Consider the following 23,206-nt stretch of genomic DNA (forward strand, 5'->3'; position numbering starts at 1 on the left):
TATTTACAAAATATGCGCGATGTTTTTACTTATTCTTTTGTCTTGAAACAAAAGAATCAAAAATTCAAGACTGGGAAACTTCCGCTAAAAATAAATCCTGTTCTCTAAAAATTCTAAAACTTGCGCGGATTCTCTATTTGTTCTTCGGTTCAATATCAGTTTCGCGCTTCGGGCAGTAGAATTTTCTTAACGTTCACAGGATCTATTTTCTTAACGCTCCATTTTCCTATGTCGGTTTCATGCGGTTGTAAAAAATCAATTTTTTGCAAAAAAATCTGCTTTATCTGCAAAATCTGCGTGATATTTTTCTAATAAATAATTTTTGTTTGATTACGTCGAATCTTTGATTTCAGGACAAAAGAATTTTCAAATATTTTTTTTAACCACAGATTTTCTGATTGTGTACGATCAAATTAAGTTTCACACTTTAAGAAATTCACTTACAAGTAAAATTCACAACTGGCCATTCACTTTCTAAAGCCGTACACTCATACCCTGAACTTCCTCTGCGGAAAAGCCATAGATCTGCGGAGTTTTCACATCTAAAAGATTCAGGTAAATATATAATTCGGCTCTGTGGTGGATCTCATGTTCTGTCATCGCTCGGAGCCATTTCCAAACAGTAATTTCATGGCCGGGAGGAGTCAGGCACTTGCCTTTGAGGTCTTCATCGGATAGTCCGCGGATAATCTCAATTGTTTGCCTGTGCATTTCATTAAAGAAGGCCATCACATTCTCATAGCCGTCTGCCAGCTCTTTTCCACAGCCCTGATATGCACTTTTTCTTCCCGAAATGGTTTCTCCGTACATATACCTTTCTATTGCAGCAATATGTCTGATCTGATCACCGATGGTGAATTTTCCGGGTTTATAAGAGAAGTCAAGATGCTCAGCCGGAACTACTTCAAGAAGCCGCAGTGTTCTTGCCCGTATTTTTTCATAATAATCAATAAATGAGGCCGCAGATGTTATTTCCATACGATCAGTTTTTAAAGAGGAAAATTATCGAAAATACCTGGACAGACAAAGAATTCAGGCATTATTTTCTGTTAAATTCTAGTGGCTGCTGAAAAACTCCAGCATATTTTCCAGTGCCGTTTCAGAATGCATCCTTTCCCCGTTTTCCAGCGATTCCTTTGTAGCTTCGGCTGCTCTTTTCCGCATTTCAGTTTCATAATGACGGATCGCTTCATGTAAACTGCTGAATTGATTAGAGGTAAGACATTTACTAAGTTCCAGCGCATCAAGCAGGGCCATATTGGCGCCTTCCCCGGCAAAAGGAGGCATTACATGGGCTGCATCTCCAAGCAAGGTGAGATTAGGTTTCGTTTCCCAGGTCTGATCTAAAGGCATAGAATAGATCGGTCGTGGAATGAAAGGAACTGCAGCATTTTCAAACAGTTCAGACCATACAGGATTCCATTCCGAATATTCTGTTTTAAACCATTCGGTCATCCTGGTGGAATCTGAGAAATCAAGACCGCTTTCTGCTGCCCAGTTTTCATCCGTTCTGAAGCTTGCATAGAAGCCCAGGTCGCCGCCTCCTTTTTGACCTAAAAGAAGATTTTTGCTGTTCCCGAAAGCCATGATTTTCCCGTCTTTTATCAGTTTCTTAATATGAGGAGCATTGTTTCCGGCATCGTATACATTGCCTTCAAGCATTAAAATTCCCGAGTAGATGGGTTTGATATCCGTAAGGTATGGCCTGATTTTAGAATTGGCCCCATCAGCCGCAATCACAATATCTGCATAAACGGAAGTCCCGTTTTTAAAATTCAGCAGCCACCCTTGATTTTGAGGTTGCATTGAAATAAAGTGACTGTCCCATACTACCGTTTCGGGTCGTAAAGAATCAAGGAGCATATTCCTGAGCGGGCCGCGGTCTATTTCCGGGCGGAAGTATTCATTACCGAAATCTTCGTCAGGTTTTGTTTCGTGATCGGTAAATAGTATTTCTGCATGTTCATTCACGATCAGCATTTTATCCGCTCCCGGGCGATACTGTACTCTGAACTCTGTCATAAGATCCGCTTCACGGATGGCATCCAGTCCGGAACCTTCATGCATATCAAGGGGAGAACCCTGCACCCTGGCGTATTGGTTAAGATCTCTTTCATAAACTTTTACATCGGCGTTTTTAAGCTGTAAAAGTCTGGCAAGCATCAATCCCCCGGGACCGCCGCCAACTATGGCAATTGATTTATTATCTGTTAACATTGTATTGTATTTACTGAGGCAAAGTTATTTCTGCTTCAGCACGGATAATAGTATAAATCGGTCATTTTTATTTTGAGATAATTCTTTTGGGGCAACCCCGGAAAATTTTCTGATCTCTTTAATGAAATGGGTCTGGTCTGCAAAATTAAGTTCAGGAAACAATTTACCTTCTGCAATATGTTCCAGAGAGGCCCGGAAACGTAAAATGGTACAATAGGCTTTTAAAGAAAGTCCCAGACGCTGATTGAAGTAGCGGTTAATTTGTCTGCTGCTCCAGCCTGTTTTTTCTGAAAGTTCCTTCACGCTCATCTCACCGTTTGACGAGTAGATCAGATCGAAAAGCTTCAACTTTCTTTCATCAGTTTTTTCAGGCAGAAGTTCAGCGATCTTTTCGGAAACTTTTTGTTGAAATGTTTTCAGGTTTTCAAGATCATCAGGGGTAATATTCCAGAAATCATCAGGAAGATTTTTACCGCTATTGAGGAGGTCTGCAATAGAAGTGTGTAGAATATATTCAACAGCAAGCGGTCTGAAGCTTACGGCAAAAGCAATAGTCTGGGGTGGAATATTTCTCTGTTCAGGTGACGTTTCCAGTCCAATGAGAAAAACGCTGAAAGAATCTTCCGAACCGGACCGCATAAAAAACAGATCAACCCTTCCGTCCGGCATGATGACCACTTCTTTAGGTTCATCTGTAGGATTGTGAAACATGCCGATATTTTCTACAAAACTATTCAGCAGCGGATTGGGTTTAATAAATGTACAATAGAATTCGTCGTTCATGATGCAGTCAGAAGCTTTATTTCAAAAAATTAAATTACAAAAAATCAGAACCGGATGCAAGGATGAAAAAGTGATTAGTTTTAATCGAATTTCACGTATATCTTTATTTTGTGAATAATTTAAATTCAATTCTTGGAAAATTTGTAAATAACTTATAATTTAGATTCAAATCCTGGGCTTCTCTATGATTTTAATCTTAAGTCAGCGGAATTAACCCATCCCAAAAGAAATAAAGTAAGATAATAAATCAATATTTCAATCGGATTATAAATATTTACACTGGAAATTATTTTAGCTTTACCATAAGAAGTGAGCAGCGGCTATGAAATTAAAATTGGGAATTCTGGATCAGTCACCAACCATTAAGGGAGGAACCTCATTACAGGCGTTGAAGAACAGTATCGATCTTGCGGTGTTTGCTGATGAAGTAGGTTTTCACAGCGTAGTTTATTCCGAGCACCATGGAGTGGAGGCCTATGGAAGTTCAAGCCCTGAAATTCTTGCAGCTGTGGTGCTAAGTAAGACCAGCCGCATCAAAGTTGGAACCGGAGGGATTATGATGAAGAATTATTCGGCCTACAAAATCGCAGAATGGACAAAAATGCTGGGAAGCCTTTATCCTGAACGTTTTATTCTGGGATTGGGAAAAGCACCAGGCGGATTAAAAGATGCTGTATCCGCACTGAATAACCACCGGCCCGTTATTTTATCCAGTCAGGAAGCCAAACTTGAAGAGATCATTCAATATATAAAAGAAGAAAAGGGTATTTATGAAGATCTCATTGCTCAGCCTGTAACTCTAGATCATTTCCCGGAAATACTTTGGTTGGGTTCGGGAGTTCAGTCTGCAAAAGAAGCGGCCAGGCATGGTGTGGGATATTCCTATGCGGATTTCATGAGAAACGAACAGGGTAAAGAAAGGACCGAAACCTACCTAAATGAATTTGACAAAACCCGATACAGCCCCGTTCCTTCATTACAGCTGGCAGTTGCTGTATCAGTGGCGGAAACTCTGGAAACAGCCGAACTTAATGCCTATGGAATGGCCTATCAGTTTCTGCAGGCAAGGCATATTCAGGCACCGGAAGCGCTTTTGCCGGCAGAAATTATTCAGGAGAGAATAAAGGTAAATGAGGATGAAGAAGAGTTTTTTAAGATCCTGGATCACATTATCATTGATACGCCAGATAATATTTCGCAGAGGCTGCAGGAAAAGGCTGAGCTTTACAATACGGATGAACTGCTCATTCTCTGTAATATGTATAATGAATCGGACCGCATAAATACCTATAAAAGTATTATATTGGCTCATTAATAAACAACACCTTTTCCATGAGCTATAATATCCAGCTTTTCAGTATTCAGACTAAAGAAAAAGAACAGGCGGCCGATGACGACAGCTTTTTTGACCGTGAAGAAAACCTTGTTCCACTTACAGAAGAACAGATTTCCGGATTAAAGGAACGCTTGTTAAAATATAAATATGAACTGGTACATCAGGACAATTCAGGAATGCATTTCAACCATCCTGATGAAGATTTCGGAAAAGCACTGCTTACTGCAAACGGTTTGTATTTCAATGCCAGCCTTACAGAAAGCTCTATTTTTGAGGTAGGGATGACCGCTTCTGAATTTACCGATACCGGAGAGTTTGCTAAATATGATCCGCAAAATGAGGGCTGGGAAGAATTCTGATCCCAATACATATTGGATCTCTTTTTACATCCTTAGCTAGACGTGAATTCAGGAAAAGAAAACAATGAGCTGGAATTATTGGCAGGTGCTGTCCTGGCATTCGGACAAAACTCCGGCAACCCGGAAAATTTATAACGAAATAAAAAACTTATTGTTATCAAAATAAGTATTGAATAAAAACAGGATGCAGTGACTCAACTGCATCCTGTTTTGGGTTAATTTTTTCAATGATGTAAAAAATGCTGTCTTTCGAACAGGGTTTCTTCTGTTTCCCGGTGATCCGGATCATCTACACAGCAGTCCACTGGGCAGACTGTTTTGCATTGGGGCTCTTCATGGAATCCTTTACACTCCGTACACTTGCCGGGTACAATATAATAAACATCATCCGAATAAGCCTGCTGATAGGCATCTGCATCCACTTCCGAACCATCCGGGAAAGTTACTCTCCCTGAAAGTCTGGTCTTATCCTGCCATCGCCAGTCGATAGCCCCTTCATAAATTGCTGAATTGGGACATTCCGGTTCACAGGCACCACAGTTGATACAGGCATCCGTTATTGTAATTGCCATAAGGTTGGATTTTAAGGTTTTAAAAAAGGGGATTCTTTCGACAGCTTACCGTCTGGAGAAATCCCCTGTCTAAACATAAACTTAAATGAAAAAAACAGCCGGTTTCAGGAATTGATAGGCTCAAAACCCAAAACAGTCTTTATATTTTGTAATCAATTCGGTGCAATTTCTATGGAAAGGCCGTCCATGGCTCCGGTTAGCTGAATCTGGCATGCCAGCCTGCTGGAAGAATTTGTTGTAAACAGCTCGGATAAGAGCGCTTCTTCAATATCTCCTTTCTCAGGCAGGGCCGAGCTCTCACTTAAAATATAGCAGTGGCAGGTTGCGCACATGGCCATTCCGCCGCACATAGCTTCCATAGGCAGTTCATAGGCTTTACAGAGATCTTTAAGGCTGAGGCCCATATCCAGGGGGCATATCAGATGATGAACATTTCCATCCTGATCCTTTACTGTAATGGTAATTTCCTCCTTCATTGTCATTGTTTTATGGTGGTTTGTTTTTCTGGTTTGTTTGACAGGATTTCATGCTGTCCTTTGCTAAATCGTCCCTTCGGGACTCTCCCTAAGTTTAAATGTACTCTCAGAACGCCAGGGAGCTGTGTCTTAATACTATGATTATTCTACCTTTTCTATCTTTCTGGAGACCGCAATACTGATGAGTTTATTAAACTTATCTGAGTAGAGTGAAGATATTTTTGCCGGATCTTCAGGATCAAATAAGCCGGTCCGGATCACAGGTACACTGAAAGGAAGCGGCCACGCCCGTAGTGATTTTGCAATGACATCCATCGCGTTGATCCCCTGTACAGCCTGCAGGCCATCTGCCCAGCAGACCAATCCCACCTTTTTATCCGTGAGATAAGGGTGGTAGTAGCCGGCTGTAACCTCAAGCCAATCCAGGCAGTTTTTCATCACTCCGGGAATGCTGCCGTGATAAAGCGGGGCAAGCCAGAAATGAATATCTGCATCCAGAAAAAGCTGGGTCATACGTTCTACAGCCAAAGGAGTTTTGGTAAGCGTTACATCAAAAAGAGGGATTCCGGAATCTGCAAGGGTGAAAATTTCAGGTTGGATCCCCATTTGCTTAAGTTCCTCCATGAAATATTGAGAAATCCTGCCGGATGTAGATTCAGATCTTCTTTCCAGGGAGCCGTTAAATATAATTGCTTTCATAGTTTTCTAAGTTTTAAAAATGACTTTCGGCATACCGATTTCCCCGTACATCAGGCTTTTAACCCAGGGTTTCAGAAGTCCGGCAGCCAGCAAATAAAGGGAGGGATCATGATCTGCCCGTGCCCGGACCACTACTTTCTGATTTTTATAGGATTTCATATCGGCATACATAAGACGGCGTTTCCAGAGATCAAGCAGGATGGTTTCAGCATTATTTAAATCTGCATAAACCACGTAGGGAAATAATTTCTCCATTAAGATCATAAAAGCCCACGGAGGAATAATGGCATCCGTAGAGCAGATGATCCCTACAGCTTTTTCGTTGTATACAGAAAAGTCCACGGCAGCAATTGATTCTTTGAACTCCTTTTCCTTTACGATCATTCCCATAAAAAGATGGTCTTTGATGTCCAGTTCTACAATTTCTATTGTAGGTTTATAGTGTAAAAGATCAAAGGCGATAATTCCTGAAGCTTCAGCTTTATTGATGAAGGTTTTCTGTTCCATAATTCATTTTGATCAATAAAATTTATCTGATTTTTGAAAGGGCTTCTTCATATTTTCTTTCAACCGCTGACCAGTCCAGAACCGACCAGAATGAATCCAGATAATCTGCTCTTTTATTCTGATAGGCTAAATAATAGGCGTGTTCCCAGACATCTATTCCAAGGATAGGAAATCCTCTGTTCGCAGACTGGATATCCATCATTGGGTTATCCTGATTAGGAGTGGAAGTAATCGCCAATGATCCGCTGAATTTTACAAACAGCCACACCCATCCGGAACCGAACTGTCCCAGTCCTGCTTTTTTCATTTCAGCTTTAAGGTTTTCAAGGCTTTCAAAACCTGAATTAATGGCTTCTGCCAGTTTTCCTTCCGGGTTTAATTTAGGCTGGGGAGAAAGAATTTCCCAGAACAGAGAGTGGTTGTAGTGTCCTCCGCCATTGTTTCGTACAGCGGGACTGTATTCACTGATTCTTTGCAGTATGGAATCCAGATCGGTGGAAGTTTCTTCAGATGCTTTTAAGGCTGCATTGAGATTGTCCACATACGCCTGATGATGACGCTGATGATGAATGGTCATAGTTTCTTTGTCAATGAATGGTTCCAGTGCATCGTAGGCATATGAGAGCTGAGGTAAGTTGAATGTGTTCATTATTTTATTTTTTTGATTAATGTGTGTCAAAGGTAACAATATATTTTAATAAAACAACTAATTGGTTGTTTTATAGTTTTATGATGTTTAATTGTAATTAATTGATTTGTATTGTATTAATGCTAACTATTGCAAATAATAGAAAATGACTATATTTGTAGTAGGAAAATAAAACAACTAAAATATTGTCAAATGAAGAAGCCTGCAACAGACCGCATTCTGATGTTTTTAAAAATGAGAGGAGAAGCTACCTCCCTTTTAATCTCCCGGGAACTTGCCATTACCAAGGAAGGAGCGCGGAAACATCTGTTGAATCTTGCTGAAGAGGGCTTCATTAAATCGATAACGAAAAGTGAAGGAGTCGGAAGGCCCTCTACCTATTATATACTGACCGAAAAAGGGTTGTCGCAGTTTCCGGATTCCCATGCAGATATTACGGTACAGATTCTTCGCTCCGTTAAAAATCTTTTGGGCGAAAATGCCCTGGATCTGCTGATTAATGACCGCGAAAAAAATACATACGAACGCTATGAAAAAGCTCTGGCAAAAGCGGAATCTCTGGAACAGCGTCTGGATGTTCTGGTAAAAGTCCGAACTGAAGAAGGCTATATGGCAGAATGGAAAAAAGAAGGGGAAGACTATTTCCTGATAGAAAACCACTGTCCTATTTGCGCTGCTGCTACAGAATGCCAGGGATTCTGCCGTGCAGAACTCTCAAATTTTCAAAACCTGATCGGGAAAAGCCATCAGGTGGAGCGGGTCAATCATATTCTTTCGGGGGGGCAGAGGTGTGTGTATAAAATCAGTTGATTTTTTTATAAAAGATTAAAAGATTAAATAGATTGAATGATTAAATCAATCACCTAAAATTCAATAGGTATGGGCTTTAGCAAGCCTTACAAAAGATAATCCATTCATCCGGCTTTAACCAAAACCTAAATTATTTCCAAAGTAATTCTGATACGGAATTTCATCAGTTCAGGCACTAAGCAATTCAAGCTATTATTCTTTCTTTCATTTTTAAAGAAAAAGTTTAAAGAAAAATATATAGCCAACTATATAGTTCGCTTTATATTTATATATTTGTATTCAAAATATATTGATAAATGGATCATGACTTCATAAAAGAGCTTGGCTACAAAGCTCTGGACAGCAGATTAAAGAGAATAAGCGACCGGATGTCGCATGACGTAAGGAAATTCTACAAAGAACAGAATATAGATGTGGAGCCCAACTGGTACCTTGTATTCATGTTGCTTCAGAAAAACACGGAAATGGCCATTGTAGATATTGCTGAACCTTTGGGCTATTCCCATCCTTCTGTGGTGGCCATAGTAAAGAAAATGGCAGATAAAAAATATCTGCATATCAAAAAGGACAGCATTGATAAGCGGAAACAGCTGGTTTCCCTTACTGAAAAAGCCCTGAAAATGCTTCCCCAGCTGGAACAGGTCTGGGACAGCTGTGAAAAAGCAATCTTACAGGTACTTTCTGATGATCTGGGAATTCTTACGTATCTGGACAGTATAGATTCCCGTCTGAAAAATGAATCTTTTCACGACAGGTTTAAAAAACAATACTTAAAAAATAAATAATATGAAAACACTTATTCTTCTGGCTGCATTGCTTTTTTCCGGCTTTACGGTTTCCGCGGCTGAAACTAAAATTATGATCAGGGCTAAAGCGAGAGATGCCAAATTCATCGGAAGTTCACTGGGCGGCGCTCATATTATTGTCCGGAACAAATTGAATCAACAAATATTGGCAGAGGGAAATACTACCGGAAGCACCGGAAATACAGATCTGATTATGAAAACCACGAGAACACGGGAAACCTCCATTACAGATCCTCAGACAGCAGGTTTTCTGGCTACTATAGATATTGATGAGCCCACATTCGTGAGCATAGAAGTGCTCTCACCATTAAACAACAGACAGGCGCAGGCCGCCGTAAGCACAGAATTATGGCTGCTTCCCGGAAAACATATTCTGGGTGACGGAATCATTCTGGAAATACCCGGATTTATCATCGATATTCTGAAACCAAGAACCCATCAATATATTGCATTGAGCAGCATCAAAGGAAAACCTTTTCTGTTTCAGGCGAATGTTGTCATGATGTGCGGATGTGTCGTTGATAAAGGCGGAATCTGGAATTCCGACGAAATGGAAGTGAAGGGAATTCTTAAAAAAGACGGGAAATTTATCAGAAATGTTCAGATGTCACTGGTCTCTGCCAACCTTTTTGAAGGAAGCGATCTCATCAATACGCCAGGGAATTATGAACTGACTTTGTATGCATACCATGAAAAATCCGGCAACACAGGAGTAGATAAAGTGAATTATGTAGTATATGAATAAGGAACCTGCCTAATAATTCGTTAAAATTTCCATCAGCATCAGGATCGATACCAGTTTTTTAGAAGACTGGTATTCCGGGTTCAGCTGCTCGCGTATTTCCCCTAAAGCTTTACTTAATTTATTGCTCACCGTTTTATGGCTGATGCCCAGTGCTTCCGCTGTTTCATGCACAGACATATTCCTCCTGATTCTCATATCATACACACTCTGCTCCGTTGACGGAAGCTGTGAAACTACCTCATCAATTAAAGTCAGCAGGGTAGAGATCTCATTTTCTTCAAGAATTTCAAAATATTCCGAATCCGATATTTCCAGCTCGCCTTCCGGGTCAAACTCATCAATACTGACGGTAGAAGGCGTCTTTTTTGAACTGTTATAATGATCAATAATCCTGTAATGAAGATACCGGAGCAGGTAGCCTTTTGCACTTCCTGATTCATCTGTCTGTATGGCGTCCGTATCTTCCAGGACCTTTATCCAAAGGTTCTGCAGCAGTTCTTCAGACATTTCCTTGTCCCTGGTCCTCATGAAAACAAAACGGTACAAACTATCCCAATACTGCTCGTAGAACAGCATGAATGCAGGGCGGTCACCTGATTTTATTTTCTTTAATATCGTGTGGTCTGTAAGCTTCATATCGTGGGTACAAAATTACCTAAAGGAAAATTAACTTTTTGTGAACTTTGGGGATTCTAAGATTAATTATTTCTGAAAAAAATCCCATAAATGTGAATCAAATGTTGAGAAATATCTGAAATACGTTAAAATTATTAACCAACTGGTTTTAATGTGAATACAATGTTAAGAACACGCTGGGGAAGTTTTTCATTTTCACAGTCTTATAGATAGAAGTATCTGTGAATACATGAAATATTTTATGAAAAGCAAAAAAAATAAGAATACTGCAGCTTTCGTTTTTAAGCTCTGGCAAAGGGAAGTCTCCGGAGAAAAAATCTCAGAAAAAGAAAATGAAATTTTAAACCAGTGGAAAATCCGCACGGAAAAAAATCTCGACAGGGTACATATGAAAGAATCCAGAGAAAGAGTTTTATCTGCCCTGGAATTATATTTTATCAAGCCGGTAAAAGAGGCTCCTGTTTATCCACTGAAAAAATATTTTTTTGCAGCAGCCATCATACTTCTGTTATCAGTAGGAGGAATTCTTACCTATACCACATTCTTTAAGCCGGATACCTATACATCTGATTCAGGAAACCGGAAAGTATATCTGGCGGATGGCTCTGTGGTAACCTTACTGAAAGGTGCGGAGCTTACGGTTGATAAATCATTTCCCGCTTCCACCAGGATTGTTAATTTGAAAGGAGATGCTGTATTTTCCGTAGCCAAATCAAAAAAGCACCCTTTCATAGTACATGCTGATGGTTTCAGCACCAGAGTTCTTGGAACCGTGTTCAAAATCTCTCAGTCCGGAAAAGACAAGTCGGTCCAGCTGTACGAAGGGAAAGTTGCTGTTTCCTATGCCGGAACACCGGTTTCTTACCTGAAGCCTAATCAGAAATGGACCAATTTCGGGGTAGCACACACGGCAGCCGTCATATCGCTTAATCCTGAAAAAAATAGTACTGGACAAAAAACTGAACTGCTGTCCCTAAGCTTCAGTGATGTTTCATTCAGAGAAGTGGCGGAAATAATGCAGCAACATTATAAAATTAAAATCATGTATCCGAAAGAAAGCGCAGAAAAGAGAATCACCGCAGATTTTACCGGTGGAACAGCTGATGAGAATATGGAGGCGCTGGCATTTATCCTCGGACTTGAAGTACATAAAGAAAACCATATTTACACCTTAAAAAAATAAAAATTACCCTACAAAATTACCCTTTAAAAAAATAAAACTTTTAATCAAAGAGAAATTGTACATATGAAAAGATTGAAATGCGGTCTTACCGTTGCAGCAGTATTTTTTACGGTAGCAGCCGAAGCACAGGAATTGGTCCAGAAAGTATCATTTTCTGTTCCGGCCAGCAGGCCTCTCATTGAGGTTCTGGAAGATTTTGCCGGAAAAACGGGAATGCGGCTGGCCTACTCCAAAACGGATATCAGAGAGCTGAAGGTGAAAGGGGTAAAATGTGAAAATACTACGGTTAATAACTGTCTTAAAGATATTACCAGCGGGCTTCCGGTAGCATTTCGCCTCCGCGGGGATCTTATTTCAATAAAATATGAAGGAACAGGAATCTCTGTGTCAGGACAGGGAAGGATCTCAGGAAAGATCGTGGATGAAGTGGGAAATCCGGTGGCTGGAGCGGAAGTAACCATCGCTAAGAGAACCATTATAACAGATAACAACGGTGATTTTGCGGCAGATCTTCCTTCGGGAATCTATACGCTTACCGTAAAAGCTTCAAAATACAGCCCGCTGCGGGTAGAAAAACTTTCAATCATTACCAATGAAACCAATACGGTATCATTTGCGATGAAGCAGGCCCCGGAAAAAATAACGGATATCCGGGAAGTTGTGATTACCGGTACCAGAAAAGCAGATACCCAGGCCGGACTTCTTGCCCAGCAGAAAAAAGCGGCCCAGATGAGTGACGGAATCTCCGCAGAACAGATTGCAAAAACCCCGGATAACGATGTGGGGGGCACCCTGAAAAGAGTAACGGGAATTACAACGATTGATAATAAATATGTAGTGGTACGTTCCATGGGAGAACGCTGGAATACCGCAGCAATGGACGGAATCAACCTTCCGAGTACGGAAGCCTACAACCAGAACTTTTCATTTGATATTATCCCGACCGCAATGGTGGAAAGTATTGTGGTGAGCAAAACGGCAACCCCGGATATGAATGCCAGCTTTGCAGGTGGCTATGTGGAAGTGAGAACCAAAGATATTCCCAATGAAAATTTTACGACGGTAAGTGTGGGAACTTCCTATAATGACCAGTCGGCGTTCAAAGAATTCCTTACCCGCAAGCGTGGAAAATATGATTATTTCGGGTATGATGACGGTACGAGGGATTTCCCTAAAGGTCTTGAACCGACGGACTGGAATAATCCTTTGTTTTTTGAACAGTCCAGAAGATTCAGCAATGATAATTTCAGCACCTACAGCACAACTGGTGATATGGGATCCAATATACAGGTGGCGTTAGGAAGAACATTTGCCCTGAAAAATAATAACAAATGGGGATTTGCCGGTGCATTTACGGTAAGAAATGAGCAGAATATGCTGGATATAGACCATACGGGAAGGGGAAACTGGCTGGATACCACAGCACCTTATGATCCCAACTGGGAGGCCAACGGAACAAGACCTATTGTATTTTATAATTTCAAAAACAAAGGAGCTTCATACAATTATAACTCTACCGTAGCCGGAATGCTGAATTTCGGATTACAGCTGGGAAAAAGCAGAATATCCTTCCGTAATTCCTACACCCATATCTACGATAATACGCTGACCAGGGTAACCGGATGGAATGAATATACCGGAGGAAGCGGAATGGCAGCTAATGCAGAAGCATCCTATAATTATTTTTACAACGGAATTATTCCGAATAACAATCCTGCACAGATCAAGGATCTGGACAAACCTTATACCGACAATACCAATTATCCTATTTACCAGACGCTTTTGCAAAACAAGCTGGAAGGAAGTCACAAAATAGGAAATGCAGAAATCAACTGGTTTGCCGCAAGAACAGGCGTGAAATCTGATACCAAAGACTATACGCAGTATCTGACCCAATATGATTTCATAGGAAACGAGATTATGGCCTATCATATTGTATACAATTCGGCATCTAACTTTTACAGAGGATACATCGCCAATGAAGAAACAGATTACAATTACGGAGCCTCCTTGAAATGGAATCTGGATAAAGGAAACTTTAAAAATGATATAAAGGCCGGTTACGCCGGAGTGATCAAAAACAATACGAACCAGCAGGAAAAGTTCTTTTTAAGAGTGGATGAAAACAGGAATGTTCCGAATATAGAAAAAGGTTATATCACCATGTACGGTGCCTTGTCTCAATGGTTTGACGGTTCCAGATATGCTCCGGGAGGAATAGGCTGGCAGACCAGACCCTTGTACAGGAATGACAAGTATGAAGGAAAAGTAACCCAAAATGCCTATTACGTGATGTTTGATAACCGCTGGAAAAATAAACTCAGGTTGGTTTGGGGTGTTCGTGCAGAATATTTTAAATATGATCTTATTTCGCAGCAGATGGATCTTTCAGACAACCAGACGGTTAAAAAGGAACCGATCTATGATAAACCATGGCAGTGGATGCCATCCGTAAATTTTACGTACAGCCCAACGAATAAGATCAATGTAAGGCTGGCGTATAACAAAACGGTGATCCGTCCTCAGTTTAATGAAAGAACAGGACTGCCTTATTTTGATCCGGTTGCCAACGGTTTGATTTACAATACGGAAATGACCTCTTCGGTCGTGAATAATTATGATTTCAAATTTGAATGGTTTCCGGGGCTTGGTGAAATATTCTCCGCCGGACTTTATTACAAGGATATTGACAGACCCATTGAGCGGGAAGGCCGTCTTTCCAATGAAGGGAATCTTTTCCTGTACAATGGAAACTCTAAAAATGCAAAGCTGAAAGGGCTAGAAGTGGAAGTCCGTAAAAACCTCGGATTTATTGCTCATGAAACTTTTCTAGAAAAGCTTTTTGTAAGCGGAAACTTCACCTATAACACCACCAAGGTCATTGCTTTCAAAGATCAATACAAAACAGGAGATAACGGGGAAACCTATGAAGTGGAAAGACCGCTGTACGGACAGACTCCTTATGCCTACAATTTAGGAATCACTTATGACGGAAGCCGTTTCGGGGCCAGCTTTTTATACAATGCCAAGGGTGACCAGTACATTACGGTAGGGTATGATTATAACGGCGAGGAGATACAGAGGCCTTATGCTGTAGCTGATGCCCAGCTTTCCTATAAATTTTTAAAAGACAGGAATCTGGAGGTGAAATTGAATGTCAGAAACCTTTTCAACAGGGTAAAGGAGTTTTATAACAATTTCAATTCCTATTCGGTTCCTAATGGATCCGGAGGAAGTAACATCTCAACAGACAGGGAGGCATGGAAGCTTCTGCCCGGGGCTACGGATAAGTATGACAAAGACATTGATAAAATCACATTCAGAGCTTATAGCGGAAGGATATTCGGTTTAAGCGTGAATTATACATTTTAAAAGACATTATAAAAATAGAAGAAAAGAGCTCACTGATGCAATGTACAGGTTTCGGAATCCTGAAGACGAGCCGGATCAATACTGATGAAGCGCACACCAGTACCGGATCAGAGAAAAACCGGACGCCGTTGTTTTTTCCCGGACAATAGCGGATAAGCAGGGAACACCGGCAGGACAGCACCTCATGGAATGCCGGATGAAACCAAAACCAAATCGCAGGAATATAGAGGCGGATATTCCTAAATATTAAAAAATCCGGTTATAAAAAGAACATCACCGGGTCTACTAAAAATTATAACAATGAAAAAACTAACTTTAATTGCTGCTGCAGCTTTATCTCTTACTGCTTGTCAAAATGATCATTTAGCGGATTCTTCCACTCCGTTTGAAATGCAGTCTGCTTCTGCTGAATATATTACTGCTTCTGCGCTTCCGGTAACTTCTGTAAGCGGAGATATCACTACAAACACTACATGGAGTGGTGTAGTTGAGATCAACGGTATCGTTACAGTAAAGAACGGGGCTAAATTAACGATCCAGCCTGGAACTTTCATCAAAGCAAAACCTAATACTACCAATACCCCTACAGGAGTTCTTGTAATCTCTAAAACGGGTACTATCGATGCTACAGGTACTGCTACACAGCCGATCATTTTTACAAGTTATAAACTGTTGGATGGAGATGAAAATACAACAGCTGCTCCTGGTGACTTTGGAGGGGTAATCATGTTAGGTGATGCTCCGGCAAACACGCCTGATACTAAAACTATCGAAGGATTAACAGGTTCTGACTTCTATTACGGAGGTAGCAATGCTTCTCACAACGGGGGTATCATGAAATATGTTCGTATTGAATTTGCAGGATTCGACCTTTTGGCACCTAACTCTGGAAATGAAATCAACGGTCTTACTTTAGGAGCTGTAGGAAGCGGAACTACTTTGGACCACATCCAGGTTTCTTACGGTAAGGATGATTCTTTCGAATTCTTCGGAGGAACTGTTAATGCTTCTAACCTTGTTTCTTTCGCTCCGGATGATGATAACTTCGATTTTGACAACGGATATACCGGAACTATCACTTGTGCTCTTGCTTTAGCTGATAACAATTCTACACACAGTTTTAGTGGTGGTGTTTCTGATACCAACGGTATCGAATTGGATAACAACTCTACAGGTACATCTACACCGCTTATCACAAACCCGGTGATCAATAATCTTACCATCGTAGGATCACGTACTAATGTGTTGTTTCCTACATCAAATCCTTCAGGGCCTATATATGAGAATGGTATCCACATCAGAAGAGCTGGTAAATTAACATTAAGCAATGCTGTAGTAACAGGATATCCTGTAGGAATCAAAGTAGAAGGTACAGGTTCTGAACTGTCTTCAGCCTCTACTTTAAGCAGCATCAATGTACATGGATTCACAACTTCTGTTACAGGTACAGGAACTGCGGGAATCCCTGCTGCTAACCTTCTTACAGGAAGCACTGCTTCAGCTTGGGGAATGACTCAGCCATTCTTCAACGTAGGACCATGGAACGTAGCTCCTAGAAATTGTGGAGACTTCCAGGGAACTTGGACAAAATATAACTTCTCTATTGTAGAATAATTTTAAATGCAGGGGAAGCTTCCCATGTCTTTCCCTGCTTTTTTTAAATCTCTAATAATCTGTATTATGAAAAAATTATTTTTATTATCTGTTGTATTGCTTTCACAGGCTGCTGCAGCCCAGGCTTTGGTATGGAGCAATTCTTTTGAGACATCTGCCGATCTTCAGGGATGGACTTTCCATGACCTGAATAATAACGGAAACGGTTGGGTTCAGGGGCAAAACATCTATTTTAACGGAACAAATGCCCTTACTTATGGTACTGCAGGAGTTCTGAGATATTCAGTAAGCCTTGTTCCAACAGGGAATGCCGCCGGTTTTGCCAGTGAAAACGACTGGATTATTTCTCCGCCGATTGATCTGCAGGGAGCATCCGGTACCATCAGCTTAGCAGCGTATATCGGAAGACAGAGAACTACTCATTTCAACATCGGGCGTGATTTGTTTATTTATGTAAGCACCCCTTCGAAGCCGGTCCCTACATTGGCTGATTTTCAGGCTATGACTGTAGATTCTGGCGGAAATGACATTCCAAGCCCTTACAGCGTCATTGCCGGAACTGTAGCTAACCCTTTTCCTAATGACCTGACTCAGTTTAACGAAAGTATTGTTGACCTTTCAGCTTTTGCGGGTAAAAAGATCTATATCGGAATGTGGTCTAACAGAAAACCAAGCGGTAATAACCTTCAGAATATCAATATTGATGAAATGGCTATTTACGCTTCCACTTTCCTGGGAACTAAAGACACTAAGAAGAAAGAAAATTTAACGAAAATAGGAGAAAATCCGGTAAAGGAATTCCTTCAGCTGCAATTAAATCCAGAATTTAAAGCTAATGCCACTACGATCACCATTTATAATATGGCCGGGCAGAAAGTCCTTTCAGCTCCGTACAGCAGATCTGTTAATGTAGCAGCATTGCAGGCTGGAATGTATATGGCTGAGGTTTCTGATGAAAAAACTACGGAAAAACTGAAGTTTATTAAAAAATAATCATTCGGTTTGTCCATCATCCTTCAGAATATTCTGCAGGAATTGACTTGAGAATTTAGCAGGTCAGAAGAGGTTGACGCTTCCCCGCTAAACCCTTTGACCATCAACATATCCAACTTAGTTTTTATAATTATTTTATTGTCCCGTACCTGTAACGGGCGGGACAATATTTCTGAGTTTGATTTTTAATTTAAAATTTTATAAATGAAGAAGTTCATTGCACTCGTTTTTTTTACATTACTTGTTTCCTGTTCAGATAACAGCGTGATGCAGCCGATTGATAAATCACAGAAGCCTGCTGATATTACGGTTAAGGGATATTCAAAACCGGATGTGATTCAGCTGAGACTGAACGGAACTCCGGTATCCATTGAAGGAAATACTTCTTATACCGATAAAATAGAAACGAAACTTGAATTTGTCCTGGATGAAGGAGAAACGGACAGACTCGGGATCTATAATCATCAAACAGGTACCGAAATTGCCCATTACAATATCAGCTACGACAATATCAGCGAGTATAAAACCCTCAATTTCTTCAATCTTCCGGGAATTTTTCTTCAGGCCTCTGCCGTAAAGCCACAGGTGAATCTTGGAAAAGTAGGATTCGAATTTATTTTCCCGAATCTTGGAGAGTATTCAGGAACCACACTTTCCGGGGTGAAAGGAATTCTGAGAAGAGAAAATGGAATAGTACTGGCAGAATTCGATCATATAGAAAAGAAAAGTTTTACTGCGGTAAAAATCTACAATTATTTCAGCAATACAGCGCCCGTCTATCTGGAACTGTACAAGCCGGATAGCACTACGCCTTATACCGGATCTGAGATCATTAAAGTGAAGATAAAACAGGATATGGGTGCCAACCTTATCGTTCTTCAGGAGAAACTGGAAAACGGCGTTTTCACGGTTAAAGGGGATATTGATGTAGCAGATTATCTGTAATCGCAATTAGGTGTATGAAGAAATATTTTAATTTTTCGCTGCTGCTTGCTGCTGTTTTTATTTTCATCTTGTCATGCAACCGTAATGATGATGAGGTGCCGCGTTTCCCGGATGGCAGCAGGGAATCTGTAAACCTGTGGGTACAGGACAGCATGAAAAGGTATTACTACTGGGCGGACCAGATGCCTGCCAAACCGGATTACCATCTGCCGGTGAAGGATTTCTTTAAAAGCCTTTTATCTTCCCAGGACAGGTTTTCATTTGCCGTAGACACCCAGGACCCTTCTTCTTACCCACGTTCGGTGCGGAATATGTACGGTTTTGATTATGCCGTGATCCAGCTGGCCAACGGAAGTGTTGTAACCACCGTTAAACTGGTCATGAAAAACTCTCCTGCCTTTAATTCAGGGCTGGAAAGAGGAATGATGATTACAAAGATTAATGGTAAAGCAATCACCGCAGCGAATGCAGAAGCCCTGACCTCTTCAATCAAAGATCAGACGGTTATAGAATTAACCGTTGGGAAATGGGAAAATGACCATATTGCACAGGAGAAAAACATCACGGTGTATTACGGATATTCTTTTGAACAGCCCCTGGAATCCAAAATATTTGAAAAGAACGGGAAAAAGACAGGATATCTTTACATCTACGATTTCCCGGACGGCATGACGCAGGCCCTGAATCAGAAATTTGCAGACTTCAAAGCAGCCGGAATTCAGGATCTCATTATTGATATCCGCTACAATTATGGTGGCTCAGTGGCTTCAGCTGCGGCATTGTGTTCACTGATCCCTTCCGGAATTTCCTCAGCTTCACCATTTATTATTTACAAAGGCAATAAAAACGGAGGTGAGGTTAAACGGACCTTTGCGGAACAGATTCAATATGATCCGGCAGCTCTTGATTTCAATACGCTTCGTGCGAATGCCCTGGGCTTGAATAAAGTTTACATCCTGACCTCGAACAGTACGGCATCCGCATCGGAAATAGTGATCAATAATCTTAAACCGTATATGCAGGTCCTCCAGGTTGGAGATGCTACTCTTGGTAAAGATATGGCCGGGTTCATGGTGGAAGACAAGAGAAAGCCCAAAAAGATTTCATGGCAGCTTCATCCGGTTATTTATAAGGTATTCAATGCCAATGGGGAAGGGGCATACAGTACGGGGATTTCCCCGCAGATTGCCGTCAGTGAATATGCTTCGCTGCCGTTGCTTCCTTTGGGAGATTCAGAAGAAACCCTGATTTCATCTGCCCTGAACAAAATTTATTTAAAATCAAAAGGTGATAATGCTTTGGACAAAAAGGTTAAGATTTTATTTCAGAGTGATACGCCTTCTGCAGCCATCGGAAAGTGAACCTCTTTTTAAAATATAATATATAAACCCAACAACCATGCAGGGAATAGAACCTAAATTTCACAGCAGCCTTACCGACCGTATGGATTATTACCGCGATCTTCTCAAGAAAACGGCTGGGGATCCTCATATTTTGCCTTCTGATATGATTTCCAGGATCTCGGAACTGAGCGAACTCTATGAAGATTATCTGGCGCAGAAAAAACAGCTGGAAAGAAGCATAAAAAATTACCGGCAATATCATGACGATCTGCGTAAACAGCTGACTTTACAGGTGAAGGAATTAAGAAGAAAACAGCGGCAAAAATGATCTTACGGATTTTTAGCTTTTAATCAAAAAAATCCACTTTATCTGCAAAATCTTAGAGAATCTTTATGACTGGTATTTTATCACGCAGATAAGGCAGATTGATGCTGATACACTATAAATATGAGCAATGGCTTGATATTTTAAGAGTTAATTCATACATTTATCAGCTTAGTTCACAGGTGAGAAATGTATGGGTCTTAATGGATTAGATTTTTCAGGTTATTTAGATATATTCTGGCAGTTTTCATGGCTGCAGTGGGCGATATTCAGTTTGCTGTCGAATATTCTTTTGTTCCTGTTTTCAATAGGCCTTTTTGCTTTCATTGAAAAGACATGTCCCAAACCACAGCTTCAGGAACAAAGCCATCCTGTCACCGGATCAGATTTTTATCTAAGCCTTCTCACCATTATCTGCAATAGTTTTGTTATGCTTTTAGGGGCTTTTTTATGGAAAACAGGCTGGATCAGTCTTGATGGTAATCAGTCTGTGACCTCAGTGCTTCTCGAAACGCTTGCCTTAATCCTTCTGATGGATCTGCTGATGTACTTTTTTCATTATGCAGCTCATCTGCCCTTTGTGTACAAAATGCTCCATGGAAGACATCATGAGCATGTAAGTACCAATTTTCTAAGCCTTTTTGTACTTCACCCTTTTGAAACGATAGGTTTCGGAGTCATGATCCTGGCCCTATTGATCTGCTATGACTTTTCTATAGCGTCCATTAGCCTTTATTTAATGATCAATCTCATCTGGGGAACCATAGGTCATCTCAACAGGGAATTTTTCCCGGCCTCGTTTGATCGGCTTTTTGTAGGAACCACGAGATTTCACAATCAGCATCATGTAACGGAAAATAAAAACTTTGGCTTTTATACTTCTATCTGGGACAGGATTTTTGGAACGTATCTTTAGTAAATACGGATAACATTTTCTAATCTATTCATTTTTTATTTCATCGCAGTTTGTTGATTTAAATTTTTTATTGACTACTGGAAAATATTTATGTATTTCAGTTGATGATTTTTTATACGTCATCTTCTGTCGCTTTGCCTTTATATCTTTGTTTTACAGAAATCAAATAGGCAGAAAAAGACACCGGTAAGTGATCTTTTCTGTGTTAAATCTCATTAAAGAGACTTGTGGTGTGTTAAAAAAAGTTAAATTTACCACGAAATAATAAAAACTAACCTTAAACTAAAACATAAGCAGATGAAGAAATTCTATGTTGGTGCATATACTTTATGCACGCTTGTTGGGCTGTCTGCCCAGGAAGTATTGTGGCAGAAAGATATCAAATCTTCTACCCAGGATTTTTTAAGCCAGGTAACCACAACTATTGATCAGCAGTATCTGATAACCGGAAGTTCTATTCAGACAGGTTCCCTTCGAGAGCCTCAGGGAACAGGAAAGCAGAATAATGGTTACGATTTTCATTTAGTAAAACTCAATCAACAGGGTGAGCAGGTCTGGGAAAAATATTTCTCCGGACAAAACCACGATTATCTTTCCGCTTCTGTAGCAACTCAGGAAGGAGGATTCCTGATTGCAGGAACTTCTTACTCTGGAAAAGGTCTGGATAAAAAAGAAGATTCCAAAGGAGGAGCGGATATCTGGCTGATCAGACTGAATGAATTTGGAGATGAATTATGGCAGAAAACTTTAGGATCAGCATCTGATGAGGAAGCAAGATCGGTTATTCAGACTACAGATTTTGGATTTTTTGTCGCTGGTAATGTACAGAACTCTTCAAAAGGTTACGGATCAAAAGATGTTTTGATTGTAAAGCTTGATAAGGACGGTAAAATTGTGTCAGAATCCGTATTTGGAGGAAAAGGATTGGATGAAGTAGAGAAAATAATTCCAACCAGAGATGGCGGTGCTTTGTTGGGGATCTATTCCAGAAGTAATGCTGTACAAAGTAAAATGTCTAATGTACAAAGTACAGGCAGCACCAATACACCCGACACCCGACATTTTACCTCTGTACAAAAATCTTCAGATAACTTCGGTGAAGGCGATTACTGGATTGTAAAACTTGATAAATCCGGAAAAACAGAATGGGAAAAGAACTTTGGAGGAAAAGGAGATGATCATCTGAGAACACTGGCTTTAACATCAGCAGGATATTTAATCGCTGGAGAATCCAGATCCGAACGATCAGGGAATAAATCGGTTGGAATTGAAGAGGGAACGGACCTGTGGCTGATTTCCTTAAATGAAAGAGGTGAAGAGATCTGGCAGAAATCTTACAATTTTGGGAACCGTGATATTCTGATGGGAGCGAGCGTGCTTCATTCCGCAGATGATAAGTCTTCTAAAGGAATTCTTTTAGGCGGTTATACCCAGGCTGAAGTAAGGATTGAGGCAGAGGATGAAACCTTCTGGATGCTGTATCTGGATCAGGAGGGTAATGAACAATGGAGAAAACATGTAAAAGGAGAATCCAGAAAAAGAGAAGAGAGACTTTCGGATATAAAACTGAACAGGGATGGCTCAATTATTCTTGCAGGAACCAGTGCAGAGGAATTAGGAAAAGAAAACTGGAAAATTGTGAAGCTGGGAGACAGTCAGATCAATAAGCTGATTGAAAAGCAGGATATTAAAATCTATCCGAATCCGGTTTCAGAGTATGCTTATGTGGAAATAGGTTTCGAATTCAAAGAGGCTGATATTTTATTGTATGATATGGGCGGAAGACAGCTTCAGAGCTTGAAGACTAAGAATAAGGTGACGAAAATAAATACACAGAATTTGGTTCAGGGGGCATATCTGGTGACGATAAAGACGGATACGAATAAAACGGCGAATGCTAAACTGATTAAAAAATAAAAC

Annotated in this window: 23 protein-coding genes; 14 read left to right on the plus strand and 9 right to left on the minus strand. The window is 40.5% G+C overall.

What is annotated here, in order from left to right; all coding sequences use genetic code 11:
• Window positions 1–474: 474 nt before the first annotated feature.
• The 3 genes from B7E04_RS11955 to B7E04_RS11965 form a co-directional block, all read right to left on the minus strand.
• The gene (locus tag B7E04_RS11955) at window positions 475–978 is read right to left on the minus strand and encodes a DinB family protein (protein ID WP_080778866.1); all 504 of its coding nucleotides are present in this window, start codon (window positions 976–978) and stop codon (window positions 475–477) included.
• A 78-nt stretch (window positions 979–1,056) separates the two neighbouring features.
• The gene (locus tag B7E04_RS11960; RefSeq protein WP_080778867.1) at window positions 1,057–2,217 is read right to left on the minus strand and encodes an FAD-dependent oxidoreductase; all 1,161 of its coding nucleotides are present in this window, start codon (window positions 2,215–2,217) and stop codon (window positions 1,057–1,059) included.
• Window positions 2,218–2,241: 24 nt separating this feature from the next.
• The gene (locus tag B7E04_RS11965) at window positions 2,242–3,000 is read right to left on the minus strand and encodes a helix-turn-helix domain-containing protein (protein WP_080778868.1); all 759 of its coding nucleotides are present in this window, start codon (window positions 2,998–3,000) and stop codon (window positions 2,242–2,244) included.
• Between the two features lie 322 nt (window positions 3,001–3,322).
• Between B7E04_RS11965 and B7E04_RS11970 the strand changes: the two genes are divergently transcribed.
• Both B7E04_RS11970 and B7E04_RS11975 read left to right on the plus strand, forming a co-directional pair.
• On the plus strand, window positions 3,323–4,315 hold the full coding sequence (locus B7E04_RS11970; RefSeq protein WP_080778869.1) for an MsnO8 family LLM class oxidoreductase: 993 nt from the start codon (window positions 3,323–3,325) through the stop codon (window positions 4,313–4,315).
• A 17-nt stretch (window positions 4,316–4,332) separates the two neighbouring features.
• Complete coding sequence (locus tag B7E04_RS11975; protein ID WP_080778870.1) at window positions 4,333–4,695, plus strand: hypothetical protein; 363 nt, start codon at window positions 4,333–4,335, stop codon at window positions 4,693–4,695.
• Between the two features lie 224 nt (window positions 4,696–4,919).
• On the opposite strand, the gene B7E04_RS11980 is transcribed toward B7E04_RS11975, so the two are convergent.
• From B7E04_RS11980 to B7E04_RS12000, 5 genes are all read right to left on the minus strand, one after another.
• Window positions 4,920–5,267: a 4Fe-4S dicluster domain-containing protein gene (locus B7E04_RS11980; protein ID WP_080778871.1), complete on the minus strand. Its 348-nt coding sequence runs from the start codon at window positions 5,265–5,267 to the stop codon at window positions 4,920–4,922.
• Window positions 5,268–5,419: 152 nt separating this feature from the next.
• Window positions 5,420–5,743 (minus strand): 2Fe-2S iron-sulfur cluster-binding protein, encoded by a 324-nt coding sequence (locus B7E04_RS11985; protein WP_080780670.1) that lies wholly within the window; start codon window positions 5,741–5,743, stop codon window positions 5,420–5,422.
• Between the two features lie 141 nt (window positions 5,744–5,884).
• Complete coding sequence (locus B7E04_RS11990; RefSeq protein ID WP_080778872.1) at window positions 5,885–6,442, minus strand: NADPH-dependent FMN reductase; 558 nt, start codon at window positions 6,440–6,442, stop codon at window positions 5,885–5,887.
• 6 nt (window positions 6,443–6,448) lie between these two features.
• Complete coding sequence (locus tag B7E04_RS11995) at window positions 6,449–6,949, minus strand: DUF2480 family protein (protein ID WP_080778873.1); 501 nt, start codon at window positions 6,947–6,949, stop codon at window positions 6,449–6,451.
• Between the two features lie 22 nt (window positions 6,950–6,971).
• Window positions 6,972–7,598 (minus strand): superoxide dismutase, encoded by a 627-nt coding sequence (locus B7E04_RS12000; RefSeq protein WP_080778874.1) that lies wholly within the window; start codon window positions 7,596–7,598, stop codon window positions 6,972–6,974.
• A 192-nt stretch (window positions 7,599–7,790) separates the two neighbouring features.
• Between B7E04_RS12000 and B7E04_RS12005 the strand changes: the two genes are divergently transcribed.
• The 3 genes from B7E04_RS12005 to B7E04_RS12015 all read left to right on the plus strand — a co-directional run bounded on the left by B7E04_RS12005 (window position 7,791) and on the right by B7E04_RS12015 (window position 9,959).
• Window positions 7,791–8,408 carry a helix-turn-helix transcriptional regulator gene (locus B7E04_RS12005; RefSeq protein WP_080778875.1) on the plus strand — a complete coding sequence of 206 codons (618 nt, stop codon included), beginning with the start codon at window positions 7,791–7,793 and terminating at the stop codon, window positions 8,406–8,408.
• Window positions 8,409–8,704: 296 nt separating this feature from the next.
• Complete coding sequence (locus tag B7E04_RS12010) at window positions 8,705–9,193, plus strand: MarR family winged helix-turn-helix transcriptional regulator (RefSeq protein ID WP_080778876.1); 489 nt, start codon at window positions 8,705–8,707, stop codon at window positions 9,191–9,193.
• 1 nt (window position 9,194) lies between these two features.
• Window positions 9,195–9,959 carry a hypothetical protein gene (locus B7E04_RS12015; protein ID WP_080778877.1) on the plus strand — a complete coding sequence of 255 codons (765 nt, stop codon included), beginning with the start codon at window positions 9,195–9,197 and terminating at the stop codon, window positions 9,957–9,959.
• Window positions 9,960–9,968: 9 nt separating this feature from the next.
• On the opposite strand, the gene B7E04_RS12020 is transcribed toward B7E04_RS12015, so the two are convergent.
• Window positions 9,969–10,595, minus strand: a complete 627-nt coding sequence (locus B7E04_RS12020; RefSeq protein WP_080778878.1) for an RNA polymerase sigma factor — start codon at window positions 10,593–10,595, stop codon at window positions 9,969–9,971.
• A 241-nt stretch (window positions 10,596–10,836) separates the two neighbouring features.
• Between B7E04_RS12020 and B7E04_RS12025 the strand changes: the two genes are divergently transcribed.
• The 9 genes from B7E04_RS12025 (at window position 10,837) to B7E04_RS12065 (ending at window position 23,203) form a co-directional block, all read left to right on the plus strand.
• Window positions 10,837–11,778 (plus strand): FecR family protein, encoded by a 942-nt coding sequence (locus B7E04_RS12025; RefSeq protein ID WP_228439911.1) that lies wholly within the window; start codon window positions 10,837–10,839, stop codon window positions 11,776–11,778.
• Between the two features lie 63 nt (window positions 11,779–11,841).
• On the plus strand, window positions 11,842–15,150 hold the full coding sequence (locus tag B7E04_RS12030) for a TonB-dependent receptor (protein ID WP_080778880.1): 3,309 nt from the start codon (window positions 11,842–11,844) through the stop codon (window positions 15,148–15,150).
• Between the two features lie 300 nt (window positions 15,151–15,450).
• A complete protein-coding gene (locus B7E04_RS12035; RefSeq protein ID WP_080778881.1) occupies window positions 15,451–16,764 on the plus strand; it encodes a hypothetical protein in 1,314 nt (437 codons plus the stop codon).
• Between the two features lie 66 nt (window positions 16,765–16,830).
• Complete coding sequence (locus B7E04_RS12040; RefSeq protein WP_080780671.1) at window positions 16,831–17,757, plus strand: T9SS-dependent choice-of-anchor J family protein; 927 nt, start codon at window positions 16,831–16,833, stop codon at window positions 17,755–17,757.
• A 204-nt stretch (window positions 17,758–17,961) separates the two neighbouring features.
• A complete protein-coding gene (locus tag B7E04_RS12045; RefSeq protein ID WP_080778882.1) occupies window positions 17,962–18,702 on the plus strand; it encodes a hypothetical protein in 741 nt (246 codons plus the stop codon).
• A 14-nt stretch (window positions 18,703–18,716) separates the two neighbouring features.
• Window positions 18,717–20,063, plus strand: a complete 1,347-nt coding sequence (locus tag B7E04_RS12050) for a S41 family peptidase (RefSeq protein ID WP_080778883.1) — start codon at window positions 18,717–18,719, stop codon at window positions 20,061–20,063.
• 37 nt (window positions 20,064–20,100) lie between these two features.
• Complete coding sequence (locus B7E04_RS12055) at window positions 20,101–20,373, plus strand: hypothetical protein (RefSeq protein ID WP_062652335.1); 273 nt, start codon at window positions 20,101–20,103, stop codon at window positions 20,371–20,373.
• A 190-nt stretch (window positions 20,374–20,563) separates the two neighbouring features.
• Window positions 20,564–21,286 (plus strand): sterol desaturase family protein, encoded by a 723-nt coding sequence (locus tag B7E04_RS12060; RefSeq protein WP_080778884.1) that lies wholly within the window; start codon window positions 20,564–20,566, stop codon window positions 21,284–21,286.
• Between the two features lie 297 nt (window positions 21,287–21,583).
• A complete protein-coding gene (locus B7E04_RS12065; protein ID WP_080778885.1) occupies window positions 21,584–23,203 on the plus strand; it encodes a T9SS type A sorting domain-containing protein in 1,620 nt (539 codons plus the stop codon).
• Window positions 23,204–23,206: the final 3 nt, after the last annotated feature.

Source organism: Chryseobacterium phocaeense (assembly GCF_900169075.1).
In the GTDB taxonomy this organism is placed as follows: domain Bacteria; phylum Bacteroidota; class Bacteroidia; order Flavobacteriales; family Weeksellaceae; genus Chryseobacterium; species Chryseobacterium phocaeense.